This is a genomic window from Massilimicrobiota sp. An80, assembly GCF_002159255.1.
Classification (GTDB): domain Bacteria; phylum Bacillota_I; class Bacilli_A; order Erysipelotrichales; family Coprobacillaceae; genus Allocoprobacillus; species Allocoprobacillus merdigallinarum.
Genome location: NZ_NFHI01000008.1, coordinates 25,923 through 39,535, shown reverse-complemented (window position 1 = coordinate 39,535; position 13,613 = coordinate 25,923). Strand labels below are relative to the sequence as shown.

Sequence of the window (13,613 nt, the reverse complement as noted above, 5' to 3'; positions counted from 1 at the left end):
GGGAATAGATTTATTTTTTGAATAACTTCGTGTATAATAAAAACAGAAACGAGGTTAGATTATGTTAAGAACAGAAACAAGATCATTTCAAATTGGACATTTAACAATGGGTGGCAATAATCATGTCATTATTCAATCTATGTGCAATACCAAAACAAAAGATGTAGAAGCAACTGTTAAACAGATTCATGAGTTGGAAAAAGCAGGTTGTGAAATGGTAAGAGTGGCGATTTTTGATAAAGAGGATGCATCAGCAATTGCTGATATCAAAAAACAGATTCATATTCCTCTAATTGCTGATATTCATTTCGACTATCGTTTGGCTTTACTGGCAATTGAAAATGGTATTGATAAAATTCGTATCAATCCTGGTAATATTGGTTCTATGGATAAGGTTAAAGCTGTTGTAGAAGCCTGCAAACAACATCATATTCCTATTCGTATTGGTGTCAATGGTGGTTCTTTAGAAAAAGATATTTTAGAAAAATATGGAAAACTAACGGCACAAGGGATGATTGAAAGTGCCAAAAAACATGTTGATATTTTAGAGTCATTAGATTTTCATGACTATGCCATTTCTTTAAAATCATCCAATACTTTATTAACCATCGAAGCTTATACTCTTGCCAGTCAAACTTTTGATTGTCCTTTACATATTGGTGTCACAGAAGCTGGCACAAAGCTTGGTGGAACGATCAAATCAAGTTTAGGTATTGGTACATTGTTATATCAGGGTATTGGTAATACGATTCGTGTCTCTTTAAGTGCTGATCCTGTAGAAGAAATCAAAGTTGCTAAAACATTATTAAAGGAATTAGAACTGATTGATCATGTTCCAACTTTGGTATCATGTCCAACTTGTGGTCGTATTCAATATGATTTGATTCCAGTCGCAAATGAGATTGAAGATTTCTTGAATACCATCCATGCTGATATCACAGTCGCCATCATGGGATGTGCAGTCAATGGCCCTGGTGAAGCAAAACATGCTGATATTGGTATTGCCGGTGGTGTTAAAGAAGGTTTATTGATTAAAAAAGGTGAAGTTATAAAAAAAGTCAAACAAGAAGACATGGTCCAAGTCTTAAAAGATGAAATACTCAAAATGATAGAAAAGCAATGACAAAAAATCATTGCTTTTTTATATTGGCATTTTTTATTTCTACTATCTTTTATAAATCCCATTTGATTTGAGCCATACATCGTAATAAATCATCTCAATATTTCTGTGATTTCCAAAGAATTTGACTCTTATTTATATCTCCAAGTTCAATATCAAAAAGAACATTTTTTATATCATTCTCAAAAAATATCCATCTGATTCCATTTGTATAAAGAACCTTTTTAAACGATTGAATATGTCCATTTAACTGTTCATCATTTCCATCAAGTGAAACTGTTGGCATTTTTACTTCAATACATCCATATAGCTTCGCATTACTGTCCTTTTCTCTTGCCAATACAACAAAATCCGGGAAACCTGCTTGCCCATAAAACTTCATTGAAATATCACTTTTTCTCCTTGCAGATACATCTCGTATAGATAATGGACATGTATTTTATGATTCTCTTATCATACTTGCTACAATGGAATAAAGCTCAATTTCTACACCAGCATTTTGAATCAGTGCTAATTCTATTTCTTCTTTATAATATTCAAAATTTCTTAATACCGACACACTTTATCCTCTCCATTTTTATCATTTCATTAAACGATCTTGGACAATCCTCATATTTTATTATCTTTAAATAACATCTTCTTACTCACATTTGTCAATGATTGTCTTTTTTTATTTTTAAAAAACCAATCAGAATCAAAATAATACCTAAAATAGCAATGGGAATATAAACCATATTTGGAAGCCTATAAACAAATTTATCTATCCCAGACATCACAATATAAATGACAATTCCTAAACTTATAAAAATATTCTGATTTTTCATAGTCTCATCTCTCTTTCAACTCTCACCAACATCTATATCCATTATATCATAATATGTTTATTAGCAGATTTATAAAATAAATAAAAACAAAGATTGCCCTGAGACAATCTTTACTCCATAATAAATTTAGCACTGTTTAAAATCAATTGACTTGCTTGAATACGATTTAAATCACGTCTTAAACCTTCTAAATCAATCTTTTCTAAAATATCTTTTTTATCCATTTGATATTGTTGTGACATCAAATCAACCTGACGGTCAACATCTTCATCACTTGTCATTAAATTTTCAACACGAATAATTTCATCAATAATAGCTTCAAAAATAGCTTGTTGTTTAGCAGCTGGCATTAATTGTGCATGTAATGCATCCATATCCATTCCCATCATTTGAAGATATTGTTCTAAAGCCATACCTTGTCCAGCTAATTCATTGCTGACATATTGAACATGTTGATCTAAAGCTTTTTGAATATCAGCTTCATCTACTTCTACATCACTGTTTTCAATCAAAACACCTAAAACTTTATTTTCTTTTTCAGCACGTAATGTCTGAGCATTTTGATTTTCTAAACTTTCTCTAACTTTCTTTTTGAAATCTTCCACTGTCTCAACATCTGGCATTTGGAAAGATTTAACGAATTCTTCATCAAGTTGAGCTTGTACTTTTGATGCAATGTGATGAACTGTAACCTGGAAAATAACATCTGCACCTGCTAAATCAGCAACCCCATAATTTTCTGGGAAAGTTAGATTTAAATCTCTTGTTTCTCCTTTTTTCATACCAATCATCTGTTCTTCAAATCCTGGTATAAATGATCCTGAACCAATTTCTAATTGATATCCTTCAGCAGTCCCACCATCAAAAGCCACTCCATCTTTTAATCCTTTAAAATCAATTGTTGTGACATCCCCGTTTTCAACAGTTCCTTCTTTTTCAACCAATTGACTCTTTTGTGATAATAAATGTTGGATTTCTTTTTCAACATCTTCGTCTAATACTTGACGTGAAGTCACTTTGACTTCAATTCCTTTGTAATTTCCTAATTGATTAACTTTACTCATCTTTCTAATCCTTTCTATTTAAAACGCTCATATTCTATCATACAATTGATATTTGACGCAAGTCTTATCAAAAATGTGGTCTATTTTCTTAACGCCTACATAGGATATAGTTAAGGAGGAAATTATGACAAATCAAAACAATGAATATATATCATCACTTCAATTAGATGATTTTCAAGTTCTTTTAAAAGAATTTGATATCGAACTTGATCAATCTACACAACAAAGATTATTAAACATGATTAAAAACAATCAATATGCCTTACAACATGAACAATATCATTTTGTTCTAGAAAACTATATAAAAAAATTGACAAGTGAATTCACTTGTCAAAAAATACTTGTATTATTAAATCATTATTTTAAACCATTATTAAATGTTTGATGAACAAACATATTAATTTCTTCACGATAAGGAGCTTTTCCGTCAATATAAGGTGTTTCAAGAATCTTTGGAACATCTTTTAATTGAGGATGATGAACAATAGTATTGAGTGTATCAAAACCAATATATCCATATCCAATATTTTCATGACGATCTTTATGAGCTCCTCGTTCATTTTTAGAATCATTCACATGAACAACCAATAAACGATCTAAACCTATCTTTTGATCAAACTCTTTCAACAAGTCATCAAAATGAGTTAAATCATAACCTGCATCATGTAAATGACAAGTATCCAAACAAACACCCAGTAAAGAAGATAACTTTGTATGTTCAATAATATACTGAAGCTGATCAAAAGTTTTTCCAACTTCACTTCCCTTACCTGCCATTGTTTCTAAAGCAATATGTACTTTTTGGTCTTCATGTAAAACTTCATTCAATCCTTTTACAATCTGATCCAAGCCAGCCTCATCCCCTGCTTTGACATGAGAACCAGGATGTAAAACCAAACGTTTGATACCAATAGCTTCACATCTTTCAATTTCTTCTTTTAAAAAGCGTACAGCCAACTCAAATGTTTCAGGCTTAATCGTATTTGCCAAATTGATAATGTATGGCGCATGAACAACAACATCCTGAATATCAATATGATGTTCTGCCATCAATGCTTTGGCTTCTTCAACACGTAACTGACTCACTGGTTTTCTGGCAGTATTTTGTGGAGCACCTGTATAAAACATAAATGTCGTTGCATCATAGGATAAAGCTTCTTTCACTGATCCTAGCATCATTTCTTTTCCACTCATGGAAACATGACTACCAATCTTCAACATTACTGTGCCTCTCTTTCACGTTTTTCTCTTTGTGCCTGTTTTGCACGTTCTTTCTTTTGTCTTCTAATGTCCTGTTTAATCATCGCACGTCTTTCTTTTTGAACCATAGCTTCAATTTGTCTTTTACGTTTTTTCTTATATCCAGGTTTCACTTTGGCTGGTTTTCTGACAATAGCTGAGATTTTCTTTTCTAATTCAGTTTGATGTTTAACACGTGTCTTACGTTTTTCTCGTTCTTGACTTTGTTTAAACTGCTGTCCTTTTAATTCCTTGACTTCAAAATGAATACCTTTTTTCTCCAAGGCTTCAACCATTTGTTGATTATACGTATCATACATATTATAACATTCACCCGTATATTTTCCACGTCCACAACGACCACTACGATGAATATAGAAATCTAGCTCAGTTGGAAATTCCATATTAATAATATGACTGACACCATCAATATCAATCCCTCTTGCAGCAATATCAGTTGCGACAATATATTGATATTCCATATTTTTGATACGACGCATCATCTGTCGTCTTTCTCTTGGTTCCAGATTTCCATGTATTTCTCCAACCTTATAGCCATCTTCACGCAACTGATGACTTAACTGTTCAACTTCTTCACGTTTATTACAGAAAATAATACAAATGTAGGGATCAATGACCTGCATAATATTTTTTAAAACTTCATAACGCTGACGATGTTTCGTTGGAACCAGATAATGTGAAATATTACGTGATGTTGATAGATGCTCATCAATTTCTATAATCTTTGGTGAGTCCATATATTTCTTTAAGAACGGTCTTAACATTTGTGGAATTGTTGCGGAAAAGACAAGCATCTGAAGATTCTCTTTCATCTTTCCAAGTACCGCATCAATATCCTCTAAATAACCATACTCTAATGTCATATCTGCTTCATCAATGACAAATATATCCGCAGTTGTAATTTTAAGAGCCTGTTCCTCTAAAGATAAATCTTTAATTCGTCCAGGTGTTCCAATAACCAAATGAGGTTGAACATTCAACTTTGAAATTGTTTTTTGTTTATCTTTACCACCAATGATTAATGAAACCCTTAAATTCTTATTATAATTTGTAAAAACTTTAGCCTGATCATAAATCTGTTGTGCCAATTCTCTTGTAGGAGCAGTAATGACTGCCTGCACACAATCTGCTGATGTCTCTATCATATCCATAATTGGAATTAAAAAAGCATGTGTTTTCCCTGTTCCTGTCTGTGATATGCCAATCACATCTCGATGTTTATAAACAAGTGGAATGACTGATTTTTGAATTTCTGTTGGTGATTGAAAATTCAACTTTTGTAATGTTTCTTTTACAAAAGGTTGAAATTGATATTGTTCAAATAATTTCATATAATCGCCTCCTTTTAGCCATATGATTATACACTAAAACTTTTAAAAAAGCAAAAAACTTTGATAAAATCTTATATTTTCTTTGATTATTTGTCAAAGCAAAAAAGATGGAAAGACATATTTGACATATATCTTGATATTACAAATAATCCTAGATACAATAATAAAAAGCCTTTTATTAAGCAAAAGCAAACAAAGTGACAAAAAGAACGTAAAAGTTGTCAAAATGACCACATCAGTTGGTAGTATTGCTTCTACAATCTTTGTTATAATATAGGTGCCTAAGAAAGGAGACTATATATGAATATTGCTGATAGAATACAACATTTAAGAAAAGTAAAAGGGATATCACAAGAAGAACTTGCCAATCAAATTGGTGTTTCACGTCAATCAGTTTCTAAGTGGGAAAGCGAACAAACTTTACCAGACATTGAAAAGATTATTTTATTGAGTGACTTTTTTGAAGTGACAACAGACTATTTACTCAAAGGTATTGAGCCCACTCCTTGTGAGTCTATATCAACGCACGAAAAACCTAATGGTGTCATTTTTACAATCGTCGCAACAACAATGAATGCCCTTGGATTGATTATTGCCGCAATGATATGGAATGAAAAACAAACTGCAATCGCAACACTCACTGGACTCATTTTGATTATCTTTGGATGTATGATTTATGGTATTGGTATGGTCATATCAGATCAATCTTCTCAGACAAAAGCCAAACAACTATTTTGGTCCATAAATATATGGACATTAACATTCATTCCTTTATCTATGGCATATAACATCATGACAAGTGGCTTAGGAACTGCTCCATATCCTCTTCTTGATGCTTCCTATGTTGGATTTATTCTTTTTTGGATGATTTATATCATGCTTGGCAGTATTGTTAATCTTCTCATTTATAAACAAAGAGCATAAAATATCTCATGACGATTTTGATGATTTCTCTTCAAAGTCGTTATTTTTCTTTATCCAAAACACAAGTATCATCTTTTTTCTTTTAACATATCTTAACATAGGAGGTGTTAATCATGTATCCACAATATCCACCCTATGATTTTTATCCCTATTATCCACCAATGATGTATCAAAAACCATCATTATTACAATCTATGAGATATTCACTTCATCAGATGAATCTTTCATCAACGATTCAGACAGCTCAAAAAACACTTTATACGGCTAATCAGCTCATTCCTATTATCAATCAATTACGTCCTGTTTTGCATAACGCCAAAACAGCTTTCCGTGTTGTTAAAGCTGTGAAGAGTTTTGATTTAGATGACATAGATGAGGATATTGATAAAAATGTTCAAGTGGAATCACAGACTTTTGAAAATATGTTACCAGTAAGAAAGCCTAGTTAGGCTTTCTTATGGCATTGATAATGTCTGCATCATATCCATAAATTTCCAATAATGCAATCGCATTTCCTACTGTACAACGTCCCTGATGTATTTTATAATCACAGGATAATTGATTATTCACAATCGCATCACGGAAACAATACTGATCAATCCAAGGAAACTTTTCAACCAAAGATAAATCATGTGTTGTCACCAAAATCAATGATGAACTTTGAAATAAATAAGTCAAAATAGCCTGAGAAATCATCACACGTTCTTTTTCATTTGTTCCTCTTAAAATTTCATCAATAAAGATCATACAATCCTTTTCTTTCACATCATCTATCATGGCTTTTAAAGTTTTAATTTCTTTTACATAATAACTATCTCCTGATGTTAAATCATCTTTCATATGAATGGCACTATGAATCGTATAATGATAACACTTCCATTCATCTGCAAAACATGTATGCAAAGTTTTCGCCATCAGCATATTGATACCAATCATTTTTAAGAATGTAGACTTACCTGATGCATTGGATCCTGTAATCATACAAGAACGTGTTGTTGAAAAACTATTTTTTACAGGATTAGAAATTAAAGGATGGTAAGCTTCGACAAATGAAAGCTGTTTATCTTGTGTTAATTCAGGCAAACATGTGACATAACGTTCACGTACTAATCGCACACTTAAAGCAACATCTGCAGTTCCTAAATATTCATAGAAAGTAAGCATATAGCTTTCCATGTCTTCTTGATGCTTTAATAATATGAGATATTGATGTAGTGATAACATAAAGAAGCTTTGGATTGTCTGTGTGAAATAGAAAACATCTATTTTAGAAATCTTATAAATGACACGTGCCAATACTGTATATGTCTTTGCTTTTTTAAGCATTGGCTTTAATTTTTGAATATCTTCTTCAGGAAAAACACGATGTTTAACCAAATGTGATAAAGCCTCAATCATAAAACAATAACTCATTGTTTCCGTCACAATAGTCTTTGTACGTTGACTATAATAAGTATTCAAAAGAATCATCAAAGCTGCATATATACAAAGTGGTAAAAAAATCAGCTCACCTAAGAAAAACCACATGATGATAAATACAATCGGACAAAAACCTAAGCACATGATAAGTCGTTTTTCCCATAACGAAAAGACTTGAGAATGCTGAAACAAGCCTAAACATGCGTCATATTCTTTACTTAACTGATAAAGTTGATAAAGTGTATCAGATAAGATTTGAGGATTCTGATAACGCTGAACCATCATTTCTAACAAACGATGATCACATTGTTTTGATAACATACGACCATACATATATTCTCTACCTATATTCGTATAGGTAAAGTCACATTTCTGTAAAACTTTTAATAACTGAAAATCATCAATTTCCTGTTTAGATATTGCTTTTTCTTTTAAAGTTTCAGCATATTCCTCATTCCATTCTATTTCATCTTTTTCAAGCTGATATGGAAACAGTTGAACTAATCGTTTATGCATAAAAACATTCCATAAGCCTTTCAAAACCATAATCACTATCAATATCAGTAAAATAGCTACCCAAAATATCATCATGGTATCTCACCTCACCTTGACTTTACAGCACTACCCTTGGGGTAAAGCAACTATTTTTTTATTTTTTGATAAATTTCATATAAAAACAGTCTAAATGTAGAAGAAAAGTGAATCACTAAAATAAGTAACATGGCTAAAGAAGCCAATATAGATAAAAATGACTCATTATCAAATAAAAATAAAGCATAAATAAAAATAGATAAACAAATTATGATTTTTTCAAAGGGTAGGATGGTTTGTGTAGAAGAATTGATTTTTTTCAATTGTTTGGTTTGTTCTAGCTGATGGCTTAAATTATCTAATGTCTGTTTTTGCGTCAAACTCTTTTTCACATCATCAATATATTGTAATGATGTTTCAATATCAAAAATCTGTTTTTCATATTCTTCTTTTTTCAGATCAAAAATATCATATTGATTATTGATCAGTATATCTTTAATTTGAGAAATAGAGAAATCAAGTTGTCTTAAACATTTAATCTGCATCAATCTTTCAATATCTTTCTGTTGATAAACACGATAACCATGAACATCTTTTTGAGGATGAATGAGCCCTTTTTGTTCATAAATCATAATCGCTTTCTTAGATAAATTTAATTGTTGAGAAACTTCCTGAATATGCATCATCAACCACCTGCTTTCATTATATAAAGATTTCTTCATCATCACAAGAAATTATGATACAATGAAGTGGAGGTGAAAAGGTATGCAAGTGAAAGCTATTACCCCAAGAGGATACTGTAAAGGTGTCGTCCGTGCTATTGAAATAGCTAAAAACGCACAAAATGAACAACAACCTATTTATATCTTAGGAATGATTGTTCATAATCAATATATTGTTGATGCATTAAAAGAAAGAGGTATTCAGACAATTGATATTCCTGGTCAAACACGTCTAGAATTATTAGATCAGATTCAACATGGAACTGTCATTGTCACTGCTCATGGTGCTAGTGAGCAGGTATTTGAAAAAGCGAAAAATAAAGGCCTCAATGTCATTGATGCCTCATGTTTAGATGTGATTAAGACACATGATTTAATCAAAGAGAAATTGAATGAAAGATATGACATTTTATATATTGGAAAAAAAGGACATCCTGAAGCTGAAGGTGCTATTTCTATTGATGAAAAACGAGTTCATTTGATTACCAGCAAAAATGATATTCAAATGATGGATCCAAATAAGCATTATGTGATGACGAATCAGACAACCATGTCTTTATACGATGTCTATGATTTATGTGAGTATGCCAAAACGATACTTCCTCATGTCACAATCGAAAAAGAAACTTGTACAGCAACGAAAATCAGACAAGAAGCTATTAAAAACATGGAAGAAGATATTGATATTGTTTTCATTGTGGGTGATCCTCATTCTAACAATACTCAAAAACTAGCAAGCATTGCTAGTGAAAAGAAAGAAGTTCATATGATTGAGAGTCTTGATGATTTAAATATTAACTGGTTAAAAGGGAAAAAGAAAGCTGCAGTCTCTTCAGGTGCATCTACACCAACCTATTTAACAAATCAAGTTATAGAATTCTTACATCAATTTAATGAAAATGATCCTCAGACCTTCTTTAAACAACCGATAGACTTAACAAAAATATTAGACTAAATGCATGTTTTCATGCATTTTTTTATTAAAAAAGTTTTCCAGAAAGGAAAACTTAATCATCAGGTAACCATTTCACTTTATGATAATAAATAATAAACATAATAGCAGCACTGATCCATGTCACTGGCCAGCCAAAGAAAACAAAGAAAACATCAGATGTCATTGAAGTTACAATAGCTAAATAAATCTGTCTTAAAATAACAAAATTAAATACCATAATATACATTGGGATAGATGATTTTCCAGCTCCTCTTAAAACACCATTATAAATCTGCACAATTGGTAATAACATATAACATGTTAAAAAGGCAAATAACATTTTCCATCCTGCTTCTACTACTGCCTGATCGCTATTAAAGATACGAATAACATCTCTTCCAAAGAAGAATAAAAAGACAGTCATAGCTCCCACAACCGCAAAAGTCATCCATAAAGCTATCTTTGAACCACGTTTGACACGATCATATCGCTTAGCTCCAATATTTTGTCCAACAAATGTTGTAATTGCCATATTAAAACTTTGTAAAGGCAAATTCACAAAACCATCAATACGAATCGTTGCTGAATAACCTGCCACAACATCTGAGCCAAAAACATTGACATAAGATTGCACCACGACATTAGATAAAGACACAATACTTTGTTGTAAAGCCGTAGGCAATCCAATCATAATAATACGCTTTAAAATAGGAAGATGAAAACGAATTTTTCTTATTTTTAAAGCATAGACTTCATCACTTTTCATCAAGACAATACAAACCAGTAAAGCACTTAATGCCTGAGAAACATCAGTTGCAATAGCTGCTCCTGCCACACCCATATGGAAACCTCTCACTAACAATAAATCTAACACAATATTTGTTAAACAGGCTGCTACTAGAAAATAGAGTGGCCTTTTTGAATCTCCAACAGCACGTAAAACACCTGCCCCCATATTATAAATTAATGCAAAAGTGATTCCACCAAAATAAATTGTTAAATATGTTGATGATTCAGGAAACACATCTGCAGGTATACCTATCATATGTAGAAGTGGATTAGTGAATAAAACACCAACAATCGTTAAGAAAATAGCCATAACAATCGTTAAAGCTGCTGAACTATGAATAGCCTGTTTTAATCTTTTAGAATCATTGGCTCCGTAGTATTGAGCAATCACAACTCCTGCACCTGTTGCCAATCCCATAAAAAAACCAATAAGCATATTTGTGATAGGTGAAGACGCCCCAACAGCAGCCAATGCCTGTTTAGAAACATAATTCCCTACGACATATGCATCTACAGTATTATATAGTTGCTGGAATAGATTTCCAATCAATAGTGGGATTGAAAACCAAAAAATAGATTTTGCTATACTACCATAAATCAAATCTGTAGATTTTCGACTTTGATCCATCCTTTTCTCCCCTTTCCCTATACAAACAATTATTGTACTCCTGTTTTTTATTTTTACAATACTATAAATCTACAAAATCTATGGTTCTTAAAGAATTAATATTTTGAATAAGATCTTTTTGCATTTCTATTTCAACACGATATGGATAAGATGATTGATATGTATCTAATTTTTGATCAATCATTAAAGCTTCTTTTTCATGATGTTCAATCCATCTTTCATAAATAGATAAAGTGCGTAATCCCACTAAATAAGACTGTATATTTTTTTGAAAATCAATACTTAATGATTGGTATAATGGAATCGCTTTTGAATCATTACCAAAAATCATTTCACAATAAAAAGCACTTCTAAGAGTGCTTCATTTCTTAAATGTTCAGCATTTCAACAAATGTAAATTGACCTTGATCATAATGAAAATGTAAAATACTACAATTCCCTAATTTTTGACCATTCAATAATTGTTCAGGTTGCCCTAAATGTGATAAAAAACAACGACAAGCTCCAGCATGTGATACAGCCAAAACAGTCTGACATGCATCCTGTTCCATAATATCCTTTAGCGTTGTTACCATTCTTTCCATAACCTGTAATCTTGTTTCTCCCCCATAAATAGGAAAGAAATCATCATATTTATCAACAGGAGGATTTAAATCTTCACTTTCACCTTCAAACACACCAAAATATCTTTCTTTAATTCCCTTTAATCTTTGATAAGGTTGATGAGTCACAAGTTCAAGTGTATCATAACATCTTTCAGACGTAGAGCTATAACAATGATCAAAATGAATATCTTTTAATAATTCTCCTGCTTTTTGAGCTTGTTCTATGCCTTTTTCAGTTAATGGAGAATCACACCATCCCTGTATCTTTCTTCTTTGATTAAATAATGTTTCACCATGCCTCATTAAATATAAATCTTTCATGTTCCACCTCCATAAATATTATAGATGAAACCTTGACCACACTCAAGACAAACGACACTATAAAGAAAAACACTCCTAAGAGTGTTAAAATTCAAATTGTTATTTCATCAATTCATTTTTCTATAAATTCATCTTTATATTCTTGAAGATATTGAATAAGAAAATGATAACATTCTTCTTCTACATCATTGTAATAGTACTCATCTATTTTATTTAACTGCTCAGACATTTATGGATCACTATACATTTCTACAATCTCATGAGGATAAATCTCTTGTGCATTCTTTAAATATTGATAACTATCATTCAACTTTAAAATTTGTAAAGTATGAAGTGTAGGTTCAACAAATTCATAACCATTATAAAAAAAATTGTTCAATACCACCATTTCCTGTTTCACCTATAAAATAAGAAATCAGCCAAAAGTTTTTTTGATATTCATTTAACTGATCCAAATCATAACCATAATCACAAAGTTCAGATATGCGTAGCCAAACTTCATCAACTGACTCTTGCGTCATATCCTGATGAAGAATATCTTCTAAGGGCTTTTGTGGAATTTCATGAAAAATATCTGTTGCAAGTTCCTTTTCCAGTACTGATGCTCTTTGACCAGTTACATAAAAATAAATACCTATAAAAAAGAAAGCAGCAATCAATCCAATTACAATTTTCTTCATTTTTAAACCTTAATAGCAACTTTCCTGATAATCTATTAACTGATCATTTTCATAAACAATCTTTGCACTATGAAATTTTGAATCTTGAATCCATTCAAAGAAATGATAATCACCTTCCCACATAGGTAAAGATGAAATCTGATCATTGTCGATCCATTGTAAAATACCTTCATCACATTCATGAATTTCACCACTAAAATCCCAGCATGTATAAACAAACATCCCTTCATCCTGACCGTGGTAAAGTTTAGGAAAAACAACAAATCCATGAAGTTGAAGTTTTAAAGCTGTTAAACCTGTTTCTTCATAGATTTCTCGTCTCATGCATTCTTCAGCACTTTCACCCTCTTCAAATTTACCACCAACACCAATCCATTTTCCACCATTGATGTCATTTTCTTTTTTTATGCGATGGAGCATAAGTGTCTGATGATCCTTTTGAATATAACACATGGTTGTCA

At 31.5% G+C, this 13,613-nt stretch carries 18 protein-coding genes; 5 read left to right on the top strand and 13 right to left on the bottom strand.

The genetic code is table 11. The features are described from left to right. The first annotated feature begins 61 nt into the window (after positions 1-61). Positions 62-1,123 (top strand): flavodoxin-dependent (E)-4-hydroxy-3-methylbut-2-enyl-diphosphate synthase, encoded by a 1,062-nt coding sequence (gene ispG, locus B5G32_RS03705; RefSeq protein WP_087935882.1) that lies wholly within the window; start codon positions 62-64, stop codon positions 1,121-1,123. A 94-nt stretch (positions 1,124-1,217) separates the two neighbouring features. Here ispG and B5G32_RS03700 read toward each other — a convergent pair whose 3' ends face one another. The 3 genes from B5G32_RS03700 to tig form a co-directional block, all read right to left on the bottom strand. Continuing rightward, positions 1,218-1,502, bottom strand: a complete 285-nt coding sequence (locus B5G32_RS03700; protein ID WP_087935881.1) for a hypothetical protein — start codon at positions 1,500-1,502, stop codon at positions 1,218-1,220. A 271-nt stretch (positions 1,503-1,773) separates the two neighbouring features. Then, positions 1,774-1,944, bottom strand: coding sequence for a hypothetical protein (locus tag B5G32_RS13910; protein ID WP_164483489.1), 171 nt, complete (start codon positions 1,942-1,944; stop codon positions 1,774-1,776). Between the two features lie 110 nt (positions 1,945-2,054). Continuing rightward, complete coding sequence (gene tig, locus B5G32_RS03695) at positions 2,055-3,008, bottom strand: trigger factor (RefSeq protein ID WP_087935880.1); 954 nt, start codon at positions 3,006-3,008, stop codon at positions 2,055-2,057. A 124-nt stretch (positions 3,009-3,132) separates the two neighbouring features. On the opposite strand from tig, the gene B5G32_RS03690 reads away from it, so the two are divergent. Continuing rightward, the gene (locus B5G32_RS03690) at positions 3,133-3,393 is read left to right on the top strand and encodes a hypothetical protein (RefSeq protein ID WP_087244571.1); all 261 of its coding nucleotides are present in this window, start codon (positions 3,133-3,135) and stop codon (positions 3,391-3,393) included. Here the strand turns inward: B5G32_RS03690 and B5G32_RS03685 are convergent. Both B5G32_RS03685 and B5G32_RS03680 read right to left on the bottom strand, forming a co-directional pair. Next, a complete protein-coding gene (locus tag B5G32_RS03685; RefSeq protein ID WP_087244572.1) occupies positions 3,366-4,229 on the bottom strand; it encodes a deoxyribonuclease IV in 864 nt (287 codons plus the stop codon). The genes B5G32_RS03690 and B5G32_RS03685 overlap by 28 nt on opposite strands. Next, complete coding sequence (locus B5G32_RS03680) at positions 4,229-5,599, bottom strand: DEAD/DEAH box helicase (RefSeq protein ID WP_087296751.1); 1,371 nt, start codon at positions 5,597-5,599, stop codon at positions 4,229-4,231. Before B5G32_RS03680 ends, B5G32_RS03685 begins: the two co-directional genes overlap by 1 nt. 300 nt (positions 5,600-5,899) lie before the next feature. Between B5G32_RS03680 and B5G32_RS03675 the strand changes: the two genes are divergently transcribed. Next, the gene (locus B5G32_RS03675; protein WP_087935879.1) at positions 5,900-6,523 is read left to right on the top strand and encodes a helix-turn-helix domain-containing protein; all 624 of its coding nucleotides are present in this window, start codon (positions 5,900-5,902) and stop codon (positions 6,521-6,523) included. A 113-nt stretch (positions 6,524-6,636) separates the two neighbouring features. After that, on the top strand, positions 6,637-6,972 hold the full coding sequence (locus tag B5G32_RS03670; protein WP_087244575.1) for a hypothetical protein: 336 nt from the start codon (positions 6,637-6,639) through the stop codon (positions 6,970-6,972). Here the strand turns inward: B5G32_RS03670 and B5G32_RS03665 are convergent. Then, entirely contained in the window at positions 6,965-8,533 is a 1,569-nt protein-coding gene (locus tag B5G32_RS03665) for a MutS-related protein (protein WP_087935878.1), read from the bottom strand. The two genes, B5G32_RS03670 and B5G32_RS03665, sit on opposite strands and share 8 nt — an antisense overlap. Positions 8,534-8,583: 50 nt before the next feature. Next, on the bottom strand, positions 8,584-9,156 hold the full coding sequence (locus B5G32_RS03660) for a MerR family transcriptional regulator (RefSeq protein ID WP_158093965.1): 573 nt from the start codon (positions 9,154-9,156) through the stop codon (positions 8,584-8,586). Positions 9,157-9,238: 82 nt separating this feature from the next. On the opposite strand from B5G32_RS03660, the gene B5G32_RS03655 reads away from it, so the two are divergent. After that, complete coding sequence (locus tag B5G32_RS03655) at positions 9,239-10,150, top strand: 4-hydroxy-3-methylbut-2-enyl diphosphate reductase (RefSeq protein ID WP_087935876.1); 912 nt, start codon at positions 9,239-9,241, stop codon at positions 10,148-10,150. A 52-nt stretch (positions 10,151-10,202) separates the two neighbouring features. Here B5G32_RS03655 and B5G32_RS03650 read toward each other — a convergent pair whose 3' ends face one another. The 6 genes from B5G32_RS03650 to B5G32_RS03630 form a co-directional block, all read right to left on the bottom strand. Then, the gene (locus tag B5G32_RS03650) at positions 10,203-11,546 is read right to left on the bottom strand and encodes an MATE family efflux transporter (RefSeq protein WP_087244579.1); all 1,344 of its coding nucleotides are present in this window, start codon (positions 11,544-11,546) and stop codon (positions 10,203-10,205) included. 61 nt (positions 11,547-11,607) lie between these two features. Beyond that, positions 11,608-11,877: a hypothetical protein gene (locus tag B5G32_RS03645; RefSeq protein WP_087244580.1), complete on the bottom strand. Its 270-nt coding sequence runs from the start codon at positions 11,875-11,877 to the stop codon at positions 11,608-11,610. A 37-nt stretch (positions 11,878-11,914) separates the two neighbouring features. Beyond that, the gene (locus B5G32_RS03640) at positions 11,915-12,472 is read right to left on the bottom strand and encodes a histidine phosphatase family protein (RefSeq protein WP_087935875.1); all 558 of its coding nucleotides are present in this window, start codon (positions 12,470-12,472) and stop codon (positions 11,915-11,917) included. A gap of 229 nt (positions 12,473-12,701) precedes the next feature. Continuing rightward, a complete protein-coding gene (locus B5G32_RS13780) occupies positions 12,702-12,851 on the bottom strand; it encodes a hypothetical protein (RefSeq protein ID WP_158093964.1) in 150 nt (49 codons plus the stop codon). Continuing rightward, positions 12,832-13,152 carry a hypothetical protein gene (locus B5G32_RS03635; protein ID WP_087935874.1) on the bottom strand — a complete coding sequence of 107 codons (321 nt, stop codon included), beginning with the start codon at positions 13,150-13,152 and terminating at the stop codon, positions 12,832-12,834. Before B5G32_RS03635 ends, B5G32_RS13780 begins: the two co-directional genes overlap by 20 nt. A 9-nt stretch (positions 13,153-13,161) precedes the next feature. After that, on the bottom strand, positions 13,162-13,605 hold the full coding sequence (locus tag B5G32_RS03630) for an NUDIX hydrolase (protein WP_343286325.1): 444 nt from the start codon (positions 13,603-13,605) through the stop codon (positions 13,162-13,164). Between the last annotated feature and the right edge of the window lie 8 nt (positions 13,606-13,613).

Excerpts from the sequence above, each read along its gene's own strand:
- ispG (WP_087935882.1), top strand. The coding sequence starts at position 62 with ATGTTAAGAACAGAAACAAGATCATTTCAAATTGGACATTTAACAATG.
- B5G32_RS03700 (WP_087935881.1), bottom strand. The coding sequence starts at position 1,502 with ATGAAGTTTTATGGGCAAGCAGGTTTCCCGGATTTTGTTGTATTGGCA.
- B5G32_RS13910 (WP_164483489.1), bottom strand. The coding sequence starts at position 1,944 with ATGAAAAATCAGAATATTTTTATAAGTTTAGGAATTGTCATTTATATT.
- tig (WP_087935880.1), bottom strand. The coding sequence starts at position 3,008 with ATGAGTAAAGTTAATCAATTAGGAAATTACAAAGGAATTGAAGTCAAA.
- B5G32_RS03690 (WP_087244571.1), top strand. The coding sequence starts at position 3,133 with ATGACAAATCAAAACAATGAATATATATCATCACTTCAATTAGATGAT.
- B5G32_RS03685 (WP_087244572.1), bottom strand. The coding sequence starts at position 4,229 with ATGTTGAAGATTGGTAGTCATGTTTCCATGAGTGGAAAAGAAATGATG.
- B5G32_RS03680 (WP_087296751.1), bottom strand. The coding sequence starts at position 5,599 with ATGAAATTATTTGAACAATATCAATTTCAACCTTTTGTAAAAGAAACA.
- B5G32_RS03675 (WP_087935879.1), top strand. The coding sequence starts at position 5,900 with ATGAATATTGCTGATAGAATACAACATTTAAGAAAAGTAAAAGGGATA.
- B5G32_RS03670 (WP_087244575.1), top strand. The coding sequence starts at position 6,637 with ATGTATCCACAATATCCACCCTATGATTTTTATCCCTATTATCCACCA.
- B5G32_RS03665 (WP_087935878.1), bottom strand. The coding sequence starts at position 8,533 with ATGATGATATTTTGGGTAGCTATTTTACTGATATTGATAGTGATTATG.
- B5G32_RS03660 (WP_158093965.1), bottom strand. The coding sequence starts at position 9,156 with ATGCATATTCAGGAAGTTTCTCAACAATTAAATTTATCTAAGAAAGCG.
- B5G32_RS03655 (WP_087935876.1), top strand. The coding sequence starts at position 9,239 with ATGCAAGTGAAAGCTATTACCCCAAGAGGATACTGTAAAGGTGTCGTC.
- B5G32_RS03650 (WP_087244579.1), bottom strand. The coding sequence starts at position 11,546 with ATGGATCAAAGTCGAAAATCTACAGATTTGATTTATGGTAGTATAGCA.
- B5G32_RS03645 (WP_087244580.1), bottom strand. The coding sequence starts at position 11,877 with ATGATTTTTGGTAATGATTCAAAAGCGATTCCATTATACCAATCATTA.
- B5G32_RS03640 (WP_087935875.1), bottom strand. The coding sequence starts at position 12,472 with ATGAAAGATTTATATTTAATGAGGCATGGTGAAACATTATTTAATCAA.
- B5G32_RS03635 (WP_087935874.1), bottom strand. The coding sequence starts at position 13,152 with ATGAAGAAAATTGTAATTGGATTGATTGCTGCTTTCTTTTTTATAGGT.
- B5G32_RS03630 (WP_343286325.1), bottom strand. The coding sequence starts at position 13,605 with ATGTGTTATATTCAAAAGGATCATCAGACACTTATGCTCCATCGCATA.